This is a genomic window from Roseivivax marinus, assembly GCF_900109705.1.
Classification (GTDB): domain Bacteria; phylum Pseudomonadota; class Alphaproteobacteria; order Rhodobacterales; family Rhodobacteraceae; genus Roseivivax; species Roseivivax marinus.
Window position 1 is genome coordinate 35,650 of record NZ_FOAI01000013.1, and the last position, 17,720, is coordinate 53,369.

The 17,720-nt window shown below is 68.5% G+C and carries 14 protein-coding genes; 4 read left to right on the forward strand and 10 right to left on the reverse strand.

The features are described 5' to 3' along the window. Window positions 1-9: 9 nt before the first annotated feature. Window positions 10-462, reverse strand: a complete 453-nt coding sequence (locus tag BMX29_RS15025) for a YeeE/YedE family protein (RefSeq protein ID WP_092814346.1) — start codon at window positions 460-462, stop codon at window positions 10-12. A gap of 175 nt (window positions 463-637) precedes the next feature. Between BMX29_RS15025 and lexA the strand changes: the two genes are divergently transcribed. Further along, window positions 638-1,333: a transcriptional repressor LexA gene (gene lexA, locus BMX29_RS15030; protein WP_092814348.1), complete on the forward strand. Its 696-nt coding sequence runs from the start codon at window positions 638-640 to the stop codon at window positions 1,331-1,333. A 253-nt stretch (window positions 1,334-1,586) separates the two neighbouring features. On the opposite strand, the gene BMX29_RS15035 is transcribed toward lexA, so the two are convergent. Then, window positions 1,587-3,719, reverse strand: coding sequence for a ComEC/Rec2 family competence protein (locus BMX29_RS15035; RefSeq protein WP_092814351.1), 2,133 nt, complete (start codon window positions 3,717-3,719; stop codon window positions 1,587-1,589). A gap of 80 nt (window positions 3,720-3,799) precedes the next feature. Between BMX29_RS15035 and gltX the strand changes: the two genes are divergently transcribed. The 3 genes from gltX (at window position 3,800) to BMX29_RS15050 (ending at window position 8,512) form a co-directional block, all read left to right on the forward strand. Further along, window positions 3,800-5,209 carry a glutamate--tRNA ligase gene (gene gltX / locus BMX29_RS15040; protein WP_092814354.1) on the forward strand — a complete coding sequence of 470 codons (1,410 nt, stop codon included), beginning with the start codon at window positions 3,800-3,802 and terminating at the stop codon, window positions 5,207-5,209. A gap of 100 nt (window positions 5,210-5,309) precedes the next feature. Continuing rightward, window positions 5,310-6,611 (forward strand): citrate synthase, encoded by a 1,302-nt coding sequence (locus tag BMX29_RS15045; RefSeq protein ID WP_043842476.1) that lies wholly within the window; start codon window positions 5,310-5,312, stop codon window positions 6,609-6,611. Between the two features lie 272 nt (window positions 6,612-6,883). Further along, window positions 6,884-8,512 (forward strand): hypothetical protein, encoded by a 1,629-nt coding sequence (locus tag BMX29_RS15050; protein WP_092814357.1) that lies wholly within the window; start codon window positions 6,884-6,886, stop codon window positions 8,510-8,512. Between the two features lie 336 nt (window positions 8,513-8,848). Here BMX29_RS15050 and BMX29_RS15055 read toward each other — a convergent pair whose 3' ends face one another. From BMX29_RS15055 to zwf, 8 genes are all read right to left on the reverse strand, one after another. Further along, on the reverse strand, window positions 8,849-9,625 hold the full coding sequence (locus BMX29_RS15055; RefSeq protein ID WP_092814360.1) for an enoyl-CoA hydratase-related protein: 777 nt from the start codon (window positions 9,623-9,625) through the stop codon (window positions 8,849-8,851). A 107-nt stretch (window positions 9,626-9,732) separates the two neighbouring features. After that, window positions 9,733-10,176 (reverse strand): cytochrome c-type biogenesis protein, encoded by a 444-nt coding sequence (locus BMX29_RS15060; protein WP_425314280.1) that lies wholly within the window; start codon window positions 10,174-10,176, stop codon window positions 9,733-9,735. A gap of 29 nt (window positions 10,177-10,205) precedes the next feature. Then, window positions 10,206-12,170 (reverse strand): heme lyase CcmF/NrfE family subunit, encoded by a 1,965-nt coding sequence (locus BMX29_RS15065; protein WP_092814363.1) that lies wholly within the window; start codon window positions 12,168-12,170, stop codon window positions 10,206-10,208. A 156-nt stretch (window positions 12,171-12,326) separates the two neighbouring features. Beyond that, a complete protein-coding gene (locus BMX29_RS15070) occupies window positions 12,327-12,914 on the reverse strand; it encodes a holin family protein (protein ID WP_092814366.1) in 588 nt (195 codons plus the stop codon). Further along, window positions 12,905-13,522: a holin-associated N-acetylmuramidase gene (locus BMX29_RS15075; RefSeq protein WP_092814369.1), complete on the reverse strand. Its 618-nt coding sequence runs from the start codon at window positions 13,520-13,522 to the stop codon at window positions 12,905-12,907. Before BMX29_RS15075 ends, BMX29_RS15070 begins: the two co-directional genes overlap by 10 nt. Before the next feature lie 87 nt (window positions 13,523-13,609). Next, window positions 13,610-15,196 (reverse strand): glucose-6-phosphate isomerase, encoded by a 1,587-nt coding sequence (pgi, locus tag BMX29_RS15080; RefSeq protein ID WP_092814372.1) that lies wholly within the window; start codon window positions 15,194-15,196, stop codon window positions 13,610-13,612. A 108-nt stretch (window positions 15,197-15,304) separates the two neighbouring features. Then, on the reverse strand, window positions 15,305-15,982 hold the full coding sequence (pgl, locus tag BMX29_RS15085; protein ID WP_043842468.1) for a 6-phosphogluconolactonase: 678 nt from the start codon (window positions 15,980-15,982) through the stop codon (window positions 15,305-15,307). 8 nt (window positions 15,983-15,990) lie between these two features. Next, the gene (zwf, locus tag BMX29_RS15090) at window positions 15,991-17,445 is read right to left on the reverse strand and encodes a glucose-6-phosphate dehydrogenase (protein ID WP_092814375.1); all 1,455 of its coding nucleotides are present in this window, start codon (window positions 17,443-17,445) and stop codon (window positions 15,991-15,993) included. Window positions 17,446-17,720 lie beyond the last annotated feature (275 nt).

Consider the following 17,720-nt stretch of genomic DNA (forward strand, 5'->3'; position numbering starts at 1 on the left):
CTTCCCTCCTCAGATCACGTGACGCAGGACGAAGACGGTGATGGCCGCCGTCGCCATGAATGTGACCACGGCCGCGAGAGAGCGCGGCGAAAGACGTGCGAGGCCGCAGACACCGTGGCCGGACGTGCACCCCGAGCCGAGCGCGGTACCCACGCCGACGATCAGGCCGGCCGCGATCATGCCGAGCGGCGCAGACGGCACCGTCTGCTCGGGCCAGCCGCCCGTCACAATGGCGTAGAGGATCGGCGCGGTCACAAGGCCCACCACGAAGGCGATACGCCAGTCGCGGTCCGAGGCCGAGCTCTGCATGGGCACAACCGCGCCCATGACGCCGGTGGTGATGCCCGAGATGCCAGCGATGCGGCCGAAAAGCGCCATCACGATAACGGCGCTCAGCCCGATCAGGATGCCGCCGCCCAGCGACAGCCACGGGGTGAACTCGGTGGGTGTGGACAATTCCATCTCTGGCCTCCGTTCCTTGCGGCGTCCTGCGCCGGGATGCGAAACTCATGTCGCGTCACGCGGCCGAACGCCAGAGGACAGGGCGCCGCAATCCGGAAGAATAGCAGAACGCCTTGACACAAATAGTGAACATGAATAGAACACGGAGTGACAGACCCAGGACGGGGCGGCGGACATGCTGACCAAGAAGCAACTCGATCTTCTCGACTTCATCAACAGGCGCGTCTCGCGCGACGGCGTGCCGCCCTCGTTCGACGAAATGAAGGAGGCGCTGGACCTGCGGTCGAAATCCGGCATCCACCGTCTCATCACCGCGCTCGAGGAGCGGGGCTTCATCCGGCGCCTCGCCCACCGCGCCCGCGCCATCGAGATCGTCAAGCTGCCCGAAAGCCTTGGGGGCGAACCTGCTGGCTTCTCTCCCCGTGTCGTTGACGGCGGCCGCCCGGACGCGCGCCCGGCGAACGCCCAACCGGTCGAGGCCCTTCATGCCAGCGAACTCCCGGTCCTCGGCCGCATCGCCGCGGGCCGTCCGATCGAGGCGATCGACGACAATCCGCCGGGCATCGCGGTGCCGGGGCAGATGCTGTCGGGCCGCGGGCGTCACTACGCGCTCGAGGTGCAAGGTGACTCGATGATCGATGCAGGCATCAACGACGGTGACGTCGTGGTGATCCGCGAGACCGGCGATGCCGGCGACGGCGACATCGTTGTCGCTCAGGTCGACGGCTACGAGGCTACGCTCAAGCGGTTCCGCCAGCGCGGCGACGCCATCGTGCTCGAAGCCGCGAACCCCGCCTACGAGCCGCGGGTTCTTCCCAAGGGCTCGGTGAAGGTGCAGGGACGACTGGTCGGCCTGATCCGCACGTACTGAGTGGCTGGCGGGCGAACCGGCGCGGCGACGTCGGGTGACTGCGCTGCCGGGTCGGTCTTCGCCGCGTTCTTGAGAGCTCCCCCCCCCGCGCGCCGGACAACTGTGCAAGGCGCGGCTCGCGCGTTGGACCGATCGCGACGCATGCCCCTCCTTCACTGGTCGGCGCCGTCGCGGTGCTCGCACGATCCAACAGAGGGTATGCCGCGTCGGTCACCGCGCGGCGGCCCAGCACCGGTGACTCCGAGCTGCACGCTTACCGACCTGTCGCTTGACGGATCATACCTGGCGACAGCCGTGCCTCCTCCAGCACGGCACAGAGTTCGGTATCCGCATCGAACCTGCTCCGTTCGGCGCCATACGCCGTGTTTTGCGGCCACGCGCTCCACAGGCGGTCGCCAGTGCGATCGCGCACGCCGACACGGCGCAGTCCCGATCCCTCGCGAAATAACGCCACCGCCCCGCTCCGGCGAAGCGAGGCGCCGCAGATCACCGCGCAGGACCAATCGGCGCGGCGGGCATCGGTGACCACGATGTCCCCTTGGTCACATCCCCCGAAGGCTGCGGTCTCGCGCTTGCCCCGAACGTGGAAAATCCGTCCGCCGTCCGTCTGAACCGGCATCCCGGACGGGTTCCAGCGTGCCGCCGCCCTCTCCTGCGGCACCGGCGCACCGTCATTCTCGAGCCAGATGCCGGCAACGAAGCCTTCGCCCCACTCGCGGCTGAGCGCCCGTCCCGCGTCCGACAGGACGCCGACGAGACGACCCGTGTCCGAGATCAGAACCATCGGTCGCTCGGCCCCGGCCCAAAGCGCGACTGCCACGCCCACAGGGACCAGACCCGCGAGCCGTCCCGCCCCCCGCCAGAGCAGGCAAACGAGCCCGCCCGCCGCCATCAGCGGCAGCACCGTGGCCGGGGGTGCAGGCACGTGCCCCACGGCACCCGGCAGGCCCGCGACTTCCTCGGCGATGCGCAGGATCGCCTCGAGACCCGCGCCCATGACCCCGAACCCGATCCAGCCGAGACCGAGAGGCATCAGCGCCAGACCCGCCACGCCCGCCGGCATCACCACCGTGCCCATGAGGGGCACCGCCAGTAGGTTCGCGACCAGCCCGTAATGCGACACCATGTTGAAGTGCGCCATCGCCACCGGCGCCGTGGCCGCACCGGCGACGGCCGAGGATACGACCAGCGACACCGGCCCCCGCGTCCAGGCGGGCCAGCGCGCCTGCAGACCTGCGTCGCGCAGGACTCCGAAGGCCGCGACGAGGGCCGTGGTTGCGGCGAAGGACATCTGGAAACCGGGGCCAAGCAACGCCTCCGGCCGCAGAACGAGGACGACCAGCGCCGCCAGCGCGACGCCCCGCAGCGACAGCGCCCGACGGTCGCAAAGAACCGCGCCGAGCGCCACGGCGACCATGACGAACGCGCGCTCGGTCGCGACGTTGCCGCCCGAGAGGACGAGGTAGCCCGCGGCGGCCACGAGTGCTATTGCGGCCGCGATCTTCTTTGCCGGGGCCCGCAATGCGGCGGCGGGCCAGAGCGCCAGCGCGAAGCGCAGACCGCCGAACACGACGCCCGCCAGCAGGCCCATGTGCAATCCGGAGATCGCAAGGAGGTGCGCGAGGTTGGCCGCCCGGAGATCCTCTTGCGTGCCGCGCGCGACCGCGCTCCGGTCGCCGGTCAGGATCGCCGCCGCCACCGCGCCCGTCTGCCCCGGCAGAAGGTCCTGCACCCGCGCCGCCAGCGCGCGCCGCGCCGCGAAGACGACAAGCGCGCCGTCCGGCAGCTCGAGCAGCAAGGCCGGCGTGCGCGTGTAACCCACCGCGCCCAGCCCGAGAAACCACGCATGACGCTGGAAATCGAAGCCCCCCGGCTCGGCCGGACCCGCGGGCCCCGAGAGGTGGCCCGTCAGGATGACCGTCTGTCCGGGCGCGGGATCAAGCCAGCGCTGCGCGCCGTGAAGGGACACCCGCACCCGGCGCGGCGTCTCAGACGGGGCCACCCTGTCGAGCCGCACCCGGTCGAGCGTCAACCGGACCGCGTCGGAGGCCGAGCGATCGATGCCCACCACCCGGCCCTCCACCGGGCCGTAATGCCGGAAATCGAGCACCGGCCCCGCCACGAGATGCGCCCGCGCGCCCGCGAGTGCAGTGCCCGCCGTCACCAGCGCCAGCGCTGTCAGCCCGATCCGCAGCCAGCCGTGCGCGAAACGCGCAAGGACGAGGCCGACAGCGCCCGCGAGGCCAAGCGCTGCCAGTGCCCAGACCGGCGGCTCGACCCGCAGACCGAAATACAACCCGATCCCTGTCGCGAGGCAGACCGGAACCCACGGAAACAGGTGTCCCTCCTGCCGCGAGAGAGCGAAGAGCCGCCACGCGCCGCCCATGCTTGTCCTTCCCTGCCCGCGTCGCTAAGGGTGCGCCATTCCTCTCCGACCGCGGTTAGAAAAAGGTTAACACCGGCTTCATGTCCCAGGACGTCGTCACCCGTTTCGCCCCCTCGCCCACGGGCTACCTGCACATCGGCGGCGCGCGGACGGCGCTGTTCAACTGGCTCTACGCGCGCGGCCGCGGCGGCAAGTTCCTGCTGCGGATCGAGGACACGGACCGGGCGCGTTCCACCCAGGCGGCGACGGACGCGATCCTCAAGGGACTGTCGTGGCTCGGCCTCGACCATGACGGCGAGGTTGTCAGCCAGGCCGCCCGCGCCGACCGCCACGCCGAGGTCGCGCGCGAGATGCTGGCCGCGGGCCACGCCTTCAAGTGTTTCTCCACGCAGGAGGAAATCGAGGCGTTCCGCGAGACCGCGCGGGCCGAGGGCCGCTCCACGCTCTTCCGGTCGCCCTGGCGCGACGCCGATCCGGCGACGCATCCCGACGCGCCCTACGTGATCCGGCTGAAGGCCCCGCAGGAGGGCGAGACGGTGATCCCGGACGCCGTGCAGGGCGACGTGAAAATCGGCAACGACCAGCTGGACGACATGATCCTGCTGCGCTCGGACGGCACCCCGGTCTACATGCTGGCCGTGGTGGTCGACGACCACGACATGGGCGTGACCCATGTGATCCGCGGCGACGACCACCTCAACAATGGCGCGCGGCAGATGCAGATCTACCTGGCGATGGGCTGGCCGGTTCCGGTTTACGCGCATATCCCGCTGATCCACGGCCCCGACGGCAAGAAGCTGTCGAAGCGTCACGGCGCGGTGGGACTCGAGGAATACCAGGTCATGGGCTATCCCTCCGCAGGGATGCGCAACTACCTGGCGCGGCTTGGCTGGAGCCATGGCGACGACGAGGTTTTCTCGGACGAGGACGCCAAAGCCTGGTTCGACCTCGACGGCATCGGCCGCAGCCCGGCCCGGCTCGACTTCAAGAAGCTCGACAACATCTCGGGCCAGCAGATCGCGCGCGCCGAGGATGCTGCGCTGCTGCATGAAATCGACGCATTCTTGGAGGCCGCCGAAAAAAATCCGCTGACCGAGCGTCAGCGGGACGGCCTTGCACGCGCCATGTACTGCCTCAAGGGCCGCGCGAAGACGCTGCCGGAACTCCTTGAAAAGGCGCACTTCGTTCTGGCCGAGCCCTACCCCGTTCCGGACGAGAAGGCGCAGAAGGCCCTCGATCCGGTATCCCAAGGTATACTGTCAGAATTGACGCCGCAGCTGCATAATGCTAGCTGGTCGCGTGACGCACTGGAGGCGGTCGCCACCGCCGTCGCCGAGGCGCACGGACTGAAGTTCGGCAAGCTCGCAGGGCCCCTCCGGGCTGCCCTCGCCGGCCGGACGACCTGCCCGAGCGTCTTCGACATGATGCTCGTCCTGGGCCGCGACGAGACGATCGCGCGGCTCGAGCGGGCAGCGAGCGGGGAGAGTTGATCCGCCTTTCGGTCATACTCTCTTAATCGCTCGATGGTTTTGACGGATGGGCGCCGGGGTCTTGCCTCGCGCCCTTTCAGAGACGAAAGGGACCACGACCATGGCTGACAGCTCTTCCTCGAAAACGGCGACGCTGAGTATCGACGGGCAGTCCTACGACCTCCCGATGTATTCGCCCACGGCCGGCCCGGACGTCATCGACATCCGCAAGCTCTACGCGCAGGCCGGCGTCTTCACCTACGACCCGGGCTACACGTCGACCGCGTCGTGCGACTCGACCATCACCTTCATCGACGGTGACAAGGGCGAGCTGCTGCACCGCGGCTACCCGATCGACCAGCTGGCGTCGAAGTCGCACTACCTCGAGGTCTGCTACCTCCTGCTCTACGGCGAACTGCCGTCGGCGGCCCAGCTCGAGACCTTCGAGAACACGATCACCCGCCACACGATGATCCACGAGCAGATGCACAACTTCTTCCGGGGCTTCCGGCGGGACGCGCATCCGATGGCGACAATGGTGGGTGTCGTGGGCGCGATGTCGGCCTTCTACCACGACTCGACCGACATCACCGACGCGCACGAGCGCGAGGTGGCCTCGCATCGCCTGATCGCCAAGATGCCGACGATCGCGGCGATGGCCTACAAGTACTCGATCGGCCAGCCGTTCGTGTATCCGCGCAACGACCTGCCCTACGCGGCGAACTTCCTGCACATGTGTTTTGCCGTGCCGGCCGAGGAATACGTGGTCGACCCGATCCTCAGCCGCGCGATGGACCGTATCTTCACGCTGCACGCGGACCACGAGCAGAACGCCTCGACCTCGACGGTGCGCCTGGCGTCGTCCTCGGGGGCAAACCCGTTCGCCTGCATTGCCGCAGGCATCGCCTGCCTTTGGGGCCCTGCCCACGGCGGCGCCAACCAGGCGTGCCTGCAGATGCTCCGCGAGATCGGCACACCCGACCGCATCCCCGAGTTCCTGGCCCGCGCCAAGGACAAGGACGACCCGTTCCGCCTCATGGGCTTCGGGCACCGGGTCTACAAGAACTTCGACCCGCGCGCGAAGGTGATGAAGCAGTCCGCGGACGAGGTGCTCGACCTGCTCGGCATCGAGGACAACCCGACGCTCCAGGTCGCCAAGGAACTCGAGAAGCAGGCGCTGGACGACGACTATTTCGTCGACCGCAAGCTGTTCCCGAACGTGGACTTCTACTCGGGCATCATCCTCGAGGCGATGCAGTTCCCGATGTCGATGTTCACGCCGATCTTCGCCGTGGGTCGCACCGTGGGCTGGATCTCGCAGTGGAAGGAAATGCTGGGCGATCCGCAGAACAAGATCGGCCGTCCGCGCCAGCTCTACCTCGGGTCCACGCAACGCGACTACGTGGATATCGAGAACCGCTGATCCGCGAGAGAGCGCCGTTTCTGGCCCCGGCATTGCCGGGGCCTTTTTCGTTTTGGCCCTACGCCACAAAAAACATGGCCTCTGGCCACCGGAGACGATCCAGCCGGAACGTTGCTACCGTTTCCAGATCTCACCACTAAAGACGCGAACGCGGCACTCTTGAGGCGGAAACGTAGTGTTTCCGGCGCTTTGGCCGCAAATCGGGAAAATATGCGGTATCTCCGGGACGACGCGGCCTTCTTTCGCCGCCCGGCCCCAGACGGAGACGCTCCATGACCACCGGCGCAGTTCGCGAAGTCACCATCGGTGAGAACCCGCAGATGACGGTCCGCATCGAGGAAGACGACGGAAACCTCTTCATCCAGTTTCTCGCGAGCGAACCCGAGAAGATCGACATCGACGGAGCCTTCTTCAATCTGACCGACGACACAGTGATCCCGAACCTGATGATCTCGCCCACTGTCGATCAGCTGACTGCCGGCAACGTCACCGGCTTTTCCGCCGAGGCGGGCGCGCTCAACAGCCTGCCGAACGGGGCGGTGGTCGAGGGCGGCTACGACGTGTTGGTCTCCTTCGGGACAAGCCCATCCTCCACCGAGGGCGACGTGGACGACGGCAAGTTCACCTTCTGGCTCGACGGCGAAGCGCCGCTGTCGGTGGACGACATCGACCTTTCGTCACTGACCGCGGTGGTCAACTCGGACGACGGCCGGGGTCTGGTGCTCAAGACCGGCGACGCACCCCACGAGGGCACCACCGTCACCGCCTTCACCGAGGACTTCTCGTGCCTCTGGAGCCCCGATCACAGCGAGAACATCGTCCGCGACGACGGCTGGGACAGCTACTGGGGCAAGCTCGTCACCAGCGGCTGCAATGACGGCGTGCTGCAGTTCGACGCGGTCGAGACCGACGGCCCGGTGGGGATCACCTTCGAGGCGCACGCCAACGATCCGTCGCGCTTCGAGGCCGGCGGCTGGCACGGCGACAGCCTGACGCTGGAAGTGCGGCTGGACGACGGCTCGTGGCAGACGCTCGACACCTTCACCGTGGACCACGACCGCGGGCTTTTCGTGGGCTCCGAGACCGGTCAGACCTTCGGCGCGCACCCCTCCCAGCTCGAGTATTCCGGCGGCGTGCTGGACGACGCGTCCGGGCAGGCCGAGTTCCGCTTCGTTTCGGATATCAGCAGCTGGGATGAACGGATCTACATCGACGACGTGTCGGTGACGGCGACCGAGGCGCCCGCAGAGGAATCCTCCGCCCCTGCCGAGGACACCGTCGTGCAGTCGGAGGACTTCGATCACCTCTGGTGGGCCGAGCAGTCCGACGCAGTCGAAGGCCATACCGACTGGGATGTGCAATGGGGCAAGCTCAACACCGACGGCAATGACGACGGCGAACTGCGCTTCGACGAGGTGCAGACCGACGGCGACGTGCGCTTCGCCTTCGACGCCAAGGCCCCCGCCGCCCACCGCTTCGAGCAGGACGGTCACGCCGCCGACAGCCTGCGCGTCGAGGTTCAGGTCGACGGCAGCGACGACTGGCAGACCCTCGACACCTTCGCGGTGAACGACGAGGGCACAGCGCTGCTGGGCTCGGAAACCGGCCAGGAGATCGGCCGCGACTTCTCCAACATCGCCTACGAGGGTGGCGTGCTGGAGGGCGCGTCCAAGGTCCAGTTCCGCTTCGTGTCCGACATCAGCGCGCATGACGAGGACATCTGGATCGACAATGTCGAGGTCACGGTGCTGGGCGAGGACGCCGGAAGTGACGGTGGCGCGGGTGACGGAGGCTCGCAATACGAGATCCTGTTCGATCCGTTCCGGCAGGCGCTGGAAGAGACCGAGGACGAGGCCGACGACACCGGGGGCGAGATCGAGGAGCCTCTCCTCGCAGGATGATCGCTCGATACCTTGGCGGAGGGGCCGGTCTGTCCCGATGACCTGCGCCGAGGCAGCGCGAGCAGTCGCTCCTGCGAAAGCCGCGTGCGTGCAGGACCGTAGTCCGGCACCAACACCCTTAGGGGTCTTCGCTCGATCCCTGTCATGTCTGCCCGAGCTTCGATCTCCGCGCTGCCATGACCAAGGCGCCAGATTCCGGGGATGGTTCGGCGCGCGCCCGGCGGGGGTGACGCCTCTCGTCCCGGGCCGGCGCCTCTAGGAAGCCGAGAGCATGCGGCATGACTGCACACTCGCGCGCGTCGAGGACGAGGCGCCGTTATGCAGCCGTCCCGACCCTCAGCGCCCCTCGTAACGCGGCGGACGTTTTTCGAGAAAGGCGACCACGCCCTCGCGGAAGTCGCGGGTCTGGCCGCACTCGCCCTGCAGCCTGGCCTCGACGGCCAATTGCTCTTCGAGGGTGTTGCCGAAAGAGGTGCGCATGGCCTCCTTCACCCGCTTGAAAGCCTCCGTCGGGCCGGTGGCGAGGTGCTGAGCGCGGGCCTGCCAGCCGGTTTCGAACTCGGCGTCCGGCAGCGCCTCCCAGATCATGCCCCAGCGCTCGGCCTGCGCCGCGGTGATCTTGTCGGCGAAAAGCGCCGCGCCCATGGCCTTGGCTAGCCCCACCTGCCGCGGCAGCAGCCATGTTCCGCCCGCATCGGGGATCAGGCCGATCCGGGTGAAGGCCTGGCTGAACGCCGCGCTCTCGGTCGCGATCACAACGTCGGCGCACAGCGCGAGGTTTGCCCCGGCCCCTGCCGCCGCACCGTTCACCGCCGCGATGGTCGGCACCGGGCAGTCGGCGATGGCCATGAGCATCGGCACGTATTCGTCGCGCAGGGTGCGCTCGAGGTCGAGCGAGGCCGCGTTGCCTCCGTCGCCCAGGTCCTGCCCCGAGCAGAACGCCCGCCCCGTGCCGGTCAGCACCACCACGCGCGCCTCGCGCGCGCCTCGGGTCACCGCGTCGGTGATCTCGGCCCGCATCCGGGTGTTGAGCGCGTTCATCACGTCCGGCCGGTTCAGGCGGACCACGGCGACGCCGTCGGTGACCTCGTAGGCGATGGTATCGTACTGCATGGCGTGGCCCCCTCCCGGCATGTGGCGCGTGTCGGGAGGCATCAAACACCGCCGTCGGCGGCGCGCCAAGCTCAACGCGGCGTCATGGCCCCGGCCAACATGCCACGTCAGTCGCGCAGGAGTTCCCGCAGGCGCGCCTGTTCCTCGGGCGACAGTCCCTCGTCGCGCTCGGGCGCCGTGGCCCGCCCCCGCAGGTAGACGGCACCGGTCCCGAGCGCCAGGAGCAGCATGATCGGCCCCGCAGCCCAGAGCAGCCAGTTCCAGCCAGCGGTAGTGGGCTGCAAGAGGACGAACTCGCCGTAGCGGTCGACGATGAAGTCGACCACTTCCTCGTCGCTGTCGCCCTCGGTCAGACGGTCGCGCACGAGGATCCTCAGATCGCGGGCCAGCGACGCGTTGGACTCGTCGATGCTCTCGTTCTGACAGACGAGACACCGCAGGCCTTCCGAGATCTCCCGCGCTCGCGACTCGAGGCCGGGATCGTCGAGCATCTCGTCCGGCTGCACGGCGAGCAGCGGTACAGGTGCGGTCAGAACCGCAAACGCGATCATGGCCGCACGCATGACGTGGCGCACCCGGCTCATTCCGCGGGCACCGGCTGGGCCGGCGTGCGGCTTGCCCCCGTGGCGACCCGGAAGCGGCGGTCCGACAGCGACAGCCCGCCGCCCAAGGCCATGATGATGCAGCCGGCCCAGATCCAGTTGGCCAGCGGCTTGATGTAGGTCCGCACGACCCAGCCGCCGTCCGTCTGCGCGTCCCCGATCACCACGTAGAGGTCGCGCAGGAAGCGGTAGTCGATGGCGGCCTCGGTGGTGGGCATCCCGGCGACGGGGTAGTTGCGCTTCTCGGGATGCATCGTGGCGATCTGCTCGCCGTTCCGGCGGACCACCACCTCGCCCACTATCGAGATGTAGTTCGGACCGCGCAGACGCTCGACATCGGTGAGTGTCAGTTCGAAGCCGCCGACTTCGAAGCTCTCACCGATATTGGCGACACGAATATCCTCCTGCTGCCACGCGGTCAGGCCCGCGACGCCCAGCATGGTGATGCCGAGCCCCGCATGTGCGACGGCCTTGCCCCACTCGGCCCGCGGCAAGCGGAAGAGACGCTTCAGGTCCCGGCTCTTGCCCGTGCGGGAGATCAAGTCGGTCACGGCGCCTGCGACCAGCCAGGCGCCGAGGAAGACACCCACGGGGCCCAGCATGCTGCGCCCGGTCTGCATCGCCCAGACGAGACCCGCGAGCGCGAAGGCCAGGACCAGCGCCGGCACCAGCGACTTGAGCGCCCGGCCCGCCCGTCCGCGCTTCCACGACATCATCGCCCCGACCGGCAGGATCAGCCCGAGGATCAGCATGAACGGCGTGAACGCCATGTCGAAGAACGGCGGACCGACCGACAGCTTCCGGTCGAAGAACATCTCGGCCACGAGCGGCCACATGGTGCCCACGAAGACCACGAAGGACGACACCGCCAGCAGGATATTGTTGGCGACGAGCGCGGATTCGCGGCTGACCACGCCGAACACGCCCTTCGCCTGCATCGCGCCGGCCCGCGCGGCAAAGAGCGTCAGCGCCCCGCCGGTGAACACCACGAGGATCATCAGGATGAACACGCCGCGTTCGGGGTCGTTGGCGAAGGCGTGCACGCTGGTCAGCAGGCCAGAGCGGACGATGAACGTCCCGATGAGCGAGAAGCCGAAGGCGAGGATGGCAAGCAGGATCGTCCATGCCTTCAGCGCCTCGCGCTTCTCGACCACGATGGCCGAGTGCAAAAGCGCGGCGGCGAAGAGCCACGGCATGAAGGACGCGTTCTCCACCGGGTCCCAGAACCAGAAGCCGCCCCAGCCGAGCTCGTAGTAGGCCCACCAGGAGCCGAGGCCGATGCCGATGGTCAGGAACGCCCAGGACGCCAGCGTCCACGGCCGCACCCAGCGGCCCCAGGCGGCGTCCACGCGGCCCTCGATCAGTGCGGCCACGGCAAACGAGAAGCAGATCGAGAGCCCGACGTAGCCGAGGTAGAGAAACGGCGGGTGGAAGGCGAGGCCCGGGTCCTGCAGCAGCGGGTTCAGGTCCTGCCCGTCGAAGGGCGGTGTCGCGAGGCGTGCGAACGGGTTCGACGTGAACAATATGAAGGCGAAGAACGCCACCGCGATGGACGACTGCACCGCGAGAACCCGCGACCGCAGCGTCGGCGGAAGATTGGTGCCGAACCACGCCGCCATCGCGCCGAACAGAGTGAGAATCAGAACCCACAGCAGCATCGAGCCCTCGTGGTTCCCCCATGTGCCGGTGATCTTGTAGAGCAGCGGCTTGGCCGAGTGCGAGTTCGCGACCACCACCGCCAGCGAGAAGTCCGACGTCACGAAGGCATGGACGAGCGCGGCGAAGGCCGTCGCGGTCAGCAGGAACTGCGCCGTGGCGGCGGGCTCGGCGACGGCCATCCAGCCGGGCCAGCGTTTGTGCGCGCCGACGAGCGGCACGACCGCCTGCACGATGGCGACGAGGAACGCGAGGATGAGGGCGAAGTGGCCGAGCTCTGTAATCATGCCGCGACTATAGAAGTGCGCGGGCCCCGCGTCCAAGCCCTGCCAGCGCCGACTCGTCACAATGTCGCGGGTGGTCGGACCGAGGGGGCGTTCGTGAAGGACGCAGGCCGCCCCCGCCCGCCCCGGACACGGGCGGGCGGGAGAGGTATCGCTCCGTCAGCCGCTGCGCCGCCACTCCACCAGCGCGGCGTTCTCTTCTTCGGTCGTCGTGGACCCGAACACCGCCATCTCGCGCGGCGGGGCAACCGGCTCCTCGGCTGCAGTCTCTGGCACTTTGCCACGCAGGGCCTCGATGTCGCGCAGCCGGGCGGCGACCTCGGGCGCCGCGGCCATGGTCGCCGCGATCTCGCGCCGGAAATCCTGCCCTTTCGCTTGGTGCCGCGCCCCGAAATAGAAGCTCACGACGGCGCCGAGCAGCCACCAGAGCGGTTCCGGCACCAGCGCGATGCCGGTCATGCGCGCCGCGAACCAGGTCGGATCGATCATCGCCGCGACGAAAAGCGCGAGGGTCCCGAGCGCCATCGCCGGACGCGGCAGCCGGTTCAGCCCGTCGATGCAACGGTCGAACCACGACCGGCGCCCTTGCGCGAATTCCTGCGCCATCTGCGCCAGCGCGGCGCCCTGCGCCTGGGCCTCGCGCCCCGCCTGCGCCTCGGCGTTCACGCGGAAGACCTCGGCGGTTTCGGCCACCACGTTCCGCCCCGACCCGAAGACAAGGCCCAGCGCCCGTTCGATCAGCCCCATGACGCCACCCGCGCGCGGAACTGCGCGTCCGTCAGGTGATAGCGGGGAGCGATGAACTCTTCCGCCCGTCGGATCCATCCGCCCTTGCCGCCGGCGCGGGTGCGGGCGTACTTGCGCGACGCGGCACGGCGATCGGCCAGCGCGAAGTAGTAGTTGCGCCGCGCGATGCCGTAGGCGTCGGTGAGGTGATCCGGCGCGGCGCGCTGCGCGGCGTCGGCCGCACCAACGGTCTGCGGTCCGATCAGGCCATCCACCGCGACCTCCCATCCCATCCGCCGCAGCAGCCGCTGAAGGATTTTCACCGCGTTCGTGCCCGCGTTCACGTACATGTCGAAGACCGTCGCCTGAAGCGGCTCGGGCAACGCCGCGATCCGCGGCCGGGCAAAGTAATGGGTGAGGAAGATCTCGACAGCCTGATCCCGGGTAAGGCGCTTCACATCCGTGCGCGTGACACGGCCATCTCCGTCGAGATCGATGCCGAGGCGCGTCATCGTGCCGATGGTCACCCCGAAATTCGTCGCTCCGCCGGGATCGTCGGGATCGTCCACGTATCCGCCCTCTCGGGCCACGATCTCCTTAGCGATCGCTCGTACGTCCGGTCCAGCCATCCGTTGCCTCCGTATCACCGTGATGAACGGTCTCGGGATAGGCGACGAAGTGCTAAGGTCGCCACTGCGCCCCGCGCGTTGCGGTCCTCACTCGCGGTGGCGCAGCACGAAATCGACGAGCGCCCTGGTGGACCCGTCCTTGCCCTCGGAAGAAGCCTCGCCGGTGACGATGGGCCCGAGAGAAGTCGCCAGTTCCTTGCCCAGTTCGACGCCCCACTGGTCGAACGAGTTGATGTCGAGAATCGCGCCCTCGACGAAGACCCGGTGCTCGTAGAGCGCCACGATCTTGCCCAGCGCCTCGGGGGTGAGCTGCGGGTAGACCAGAACGGTGGACGGACGGTCGCCGGGAAAGACCCGGTGGCGCGCCTGCCGCTCCAGCTCGGCGCCCTCGAACCCCTTTTCCGCGCAGATATCGCGCGCCTCGTCCAGCGAACGGCCGCGCATCAACGCCTCGGACTGGGCGAGGCAATTGGCGACGAGCAGGTCGTGGTGGTGGCGCAGGTCGGGCTCATGGCCCACGGCGGCCACCATGAATTCGCACGGGACAACGCGCGTGCCCTGGTGGATCAGCTGGTAGAAGGCGTGCTGCCCGTTGGTGCCGGGCTCGCCCCAGACGACCGGGCCGGAATTCTCCGCCAGGGGGTCACCGTCGATGGTCACGCCCTTGCCGTTCGATTCCATCTCCAGCTGCTGGAGGTAGGCCGGAAGCCGTGCCAGCCGGTTGTCGTAGGGCAGCACCGCGCGGGTCGCGTGGCCCATGACCTGGTTGTGCCAAATCCCCGTGAGCGCCAGCAGCACCGGCATGTTCTGGTGCAGCGGCGCGGACTTGAAGTGGCGGTCCATCTCCTGTCCGCCCCGCAGGAAGGCCCGGAACGCCTTGTCGCCGATGGCGATCATCAGCGCGAGGCCGATCGGCCCCCACATGGAATATCGCCCGCCAACCCAGTCGCCGAAGCCGAAGACCCGATCCGCCGGGATGCCCCACTCGGCCGCCTTCTCGGCATTGGACGACAGCGCGACGAAACGGCCCTCGTGGCTCACCCCCCTGTCGTCCAGCCAGGCCCGCGCGGTGCGCGCATTGGTCATGGTCTCGATGGTGGTGAAGGTCTTGGACGCGACGATGAACATCGTGGTCTCGGGATCGAGGGTGCGCAGCGTGTCGGCGATGTCGGCGCCGTCCACGTTCGACACGAAGTGGCAGCGCGGACCGTCGGCATAGGGCTTGAGCGCGAGGTAGGCCATCGCCGGACCGAGGTCCGACCCGCCGATACCGATGTTGACCACGTCGGTCACGTCAGAGCCGCGCACGTGCTCCGCAAGCTTGGCCATGCGGTCGAGCGTATCGCGCACGCCGGGCATGACGTCCTCACCGTCCACCAGCACCGGCCCGCCGTCGAGATTGCGCAGCGCGGTGTGGAGGACGGCACGGCCCTCGGTGTCGTTGATCGGCTCACCCGCGAACATGCGGTCCCGCTTGGCCTCGACGCCCGCTGTCTGCGCGAGCGCGACGAGCGCGGCACGCGAGGCCTCGTCGAGATGGGTCTTGGAGTAATCGAAGAGCATCCCAAGCGCGTGCAGCCCGAACTCCGCCGCGCGATTGGAATTCTCCTCGAACCGCGCTTCGATCCGCGTCTCGTGCGCCTTCGCACCCAGGCGTTTCACCTCGTCCCACATGGTCTTGCTCCGTCGATTGGTCGTGCCCCCGCCGCGGGCCGGTCTTGGTTGCGGCGCGCGGACTGCGCGCCATGTCTCGGGCGGACGCCAACCGGGCGCCCGCGAAAGTCAGGGGGCCCAGTGCACCTCGGCGCCATCGAGGATCGCGTTCACCGGCGCCTCCTCGCGGCTCTTGCCCTTGGCGCTCTCCAGCGCCGCGCGCTTCTCGTCGCCGAATATCAGGACATGCTTGGACAGCGCCCCGTCGAGCACGGGTGCGGTCAGCGTCACCCGCGGTTCATCGGCGCCCGGCGCGCGCATCGGCATCAGGATCGGTGCATTCCGCGACAGCGCAGCCTCGAGATTGTCGGCGCCGGGAAAGAGCGACGCCGTGTGCATGTCGGACCCCATGCCCAGAAGCACGATGGACAGCGGCAGGTTCGGGCGAATGTGCTCGGCCAGTTCGTCCAGGCGTTCCTCGGGGTCCTGGCAGGGCAGGAACATCGGCAGCAGCCGGGCCGCCTCGGCCTTGCCCACCAGCAGCCGCTCGCGCAGCAGCCGGGTGTTCGAGCGGTCGTGATCCTCGGGCACCCAGCGCTCGTCTGTCAGCATCACGTCGACCCGGTCCCAGTCGAGTTCCACCTCGCAGAGATCGTCGAAGATCGGCCCCGGCGACGTGCCGCCCGGCACCGCCATCGTCACCCGCTCGGCCCGCGCCAGCGCGCCGCGCAGCTCGCCCGCGATGCGGTTGGCGAGCGCGATGCTCAGCATCTCGCGGTCGGCATACTCGTTGAAATGGTAGGACATGCTTTCCCTCAGGCCTTGATGTCGCGCCAGCGGCGCCCGTCTCGGTGCATCAGCATCAACGCATCCTCCGGCCCGGACGATCCCGGGTCGTAAGGCTTGGGCACTTCTCCGCGCCGTTCCCAGCCGTCGATAATGGGATCGGTCCAGGCCCAGGCCGCCTCTACCTCGTCGCCGCGCATGAACAGCGTCTGGTTGCCCCGGATCACGTCCATGATGAGCCGCTCGTAGGCGTCCGGCATCTCGGCCCCGTCGGGCCCCAGCGCATCGGCGAACGTCATGTCCAGAGGCACGTCCAGAAGGCGCATGCCCCCCGGCCCCGGTTCCTTGATGGTGACGTCCAGCGTCATCCCCTCGTTCGGCTGAAGGCGGATCACAAGCACGTTGCGGTGCCGCCCGGCCTCGGCCCCGAAGATCGAGTGGGGCGCATCCTTGAACGTGACCACGATCTCCGAGGTCCGGCCCCGCAGCATCTTGCCGGTGCGCAGGTAGAACGGCGTGCCCGCCCAGCGCCAGTTCGAGATCGCCGCTCGCAGCGCCACGAAGCTCTCGGTGCGCGAGCGCGGGTTCTCCACGTGCGCGCGGTAGCCCGGCTGCTTGTCGTCGGCGTCGTACTGGCCGCGGACGATATGGTGCGGTTCGACCGGATCGAGCGCGCGGATCACCTTGAGCTTTTCGTCGCGCACGGCGTCGGGCTCGAACCGCGCGGGCGGCTCCATGGCGATCAGGCACAAAAGCTGCATCAGGTGGTTCTGCACCATGTCCCGCATGGCGCCAGATTCGTCGTAATAGCCGCCGCGCCCGCCGACCCCAACGGTCTCGGCCACGGTGATCTGGATGTGGTCCACGAACTGCGCGTTCCAGAGCGGCTCGAACAGGACGTTGCCGAAGCGCACGGCCATCAGGTTCTGCACCGTCTCCTTCCCGAGGTAGTGGTCGATCCGGTAGATCTGCGTCTCGTCGAAATACTGCGCCAGTTCGCGGTTGAGCGCGCGTGCGCTCTCGAGGTCGTGGCCGAAGGGCTTCTCTACCACGATCCGGCTCTCGGGAGAGGCCAGCCCGAACTTGCGCAGCCGCTCGGCGAGATCACCAAAGAGGCCCGGCCCGACCGAGAAGTAGAAGGCGCGCACGTTCTCGTCGCGCAGGCGCCCGCGCAGGGCTTCCCAGCCGCTGTCGCCCTTGGCGTCCACGGCCTCGTAGGCCACGCGTTCCAGAAAGGCATCCACCTGCCCCGGCTCGCGCGGGGTGCCGCCGCCGAATTCCTCGATCGCCTCGCGCACGAGATCGCGGAAGCCGGTGTCGTCCATCTCGGAGCGCGCGGCGCCGACGATCTGCGCCTCGGCGGGCATCTGGCCCGCGCAGAACCGGCGGAAGAGGCCGGGCAGGATCTTGCGCCGGGCCAGGTCGCCGGTGGCGCCGAAGATCACGAGGTCGAAGCTCTCGACGGGAATGACGCGCGAAACCATGGACGTCTCCGTAATGCCTTTTGCGGATGCCGCCTCTGCGGGCGGGCCGGTCCGATCCCTGTTCCTGCGCCCGTTAGCGGTAACGGGCGCTCTCGCCGGATCGTTAGACGAGCCGCGCGGCAAAGTCTAACACTCGTCGCCGGTCCGGCAACGCGCGAGACGGAAAACCCGCGATCCGTGGACCGCGCGGCACAGCGTCGGCCCGCCGAGCCGCTCCGTGGTCTCTTGCAGGAACGCGCGCCCCGTGCGACGCGGAAGCACGCAGTCCGGAGTTC

What these genes read in the sequence shown, in the direction of transcription:
- BMX29_RS15025 (WP_092814346.1), bottom strand. Translation starts at nt 462, where the DNA reads ATGGAATTGTCCACACCCACCGAGTTCACCCCGTGGCTGTCGCTGGGC.
- lexA (WP_092814348.1), top strand. Translation starts at nt 638, where the DNA reads ATGCTGACCAAGAAGCAACTCGATCTTCTCGACTTCATCAACAGGCGC.
- BMX29_RS15035 (WP_092814351.1), bottom strand. Translation starts at nt 3,719, where the DNA reads ATGGGCGGCGCGTGGCGGCTCTTCGCTCTCTCGCGGCAGGAGGGACAC.
- gltX (WP_092814354.1), top strand. Translation starts at nt 3,800, where the DNA reads ATGTCCCAGGACGTCGTCACCCGTTTCGCCCCCTCGCCCACGGGCTAC.
- BMX29_RS15045 (WP_043842476.1), top strand. Translation starts at nt 5,310, where the DNA reads ATGGCTGACAGCTCTTCCTCGAAAACGGCGACGCTGAGTATCGACGGG.
- BMX29_RS15050 (WP_092814357.1), top strand. Translation starts at nt 6,884, where the DNA reads ATGACCACCGGCGCAGTTCGCGAAGTCACCATCGGTGAGAACCCGCAG.
- BMX29_RS15055 (WP_092814360.1), bottom strand. Translation starts at nt 9,625, where the DNA reads ATGCAGTACGATACCATCGCCTACGAGGTCACCGACGGCGTCGCCGTG.
- BMX29_RS15060 (WP_425314280.1), bottom strand. Translation starts at nt 10,176, where the DNA reads ATGATCGCGTTTGCGGTTCTGACCGCACCTGTACCGCTGCTCGCCGTG.
- BMX29_RS15065 (WP_092814363.1), bottom strand. Translation starts at nt 12,170, where the DNA reads ATGATTACAGAGCTCGGCCACTTCGCCCTCATCCTCGCGTTCCTCGTC.
- BMX29_RS15070 (WP_092814366.1), bottom strand. Translation starts at nt 12,914, where the DNA reads ATGGGGCTGATCGAACGGGCGCTGGGCCTTGTCTTCGGGTCGGGGCGG.
- BMX29_RS15075 (WP_092814369.1), bottom strand. Translation starts at nt 13,522, where the DNA reads ATGGCTGGACCGGACGTACGAGCGATCGCTAAGGAGATCGTGGCCCGA.
- pgi (WP_092814372.1), bottom strand. Translation starts at nt 15,196, where the DNA reads ATGTGGGACGAGGTGAAACGCCTGGGTGCGAAGGCGCACGAGACGCGG.
- pgl (WP_043842468.1), bottom strand. Translation starts at nt 15,982, where the DNA reads ATGTCCTACCATTTCAACGAGTATGCCGACCGCGAGATGCTGAGCATC.
- zwf (WP_092814375.1), bottom strand. Translation starts at nt 17,445, where the DNA reads ATGGTTTCGCGCGTCATTCCCGTCGAGAGCTTCGACCTCGTGATCTTC.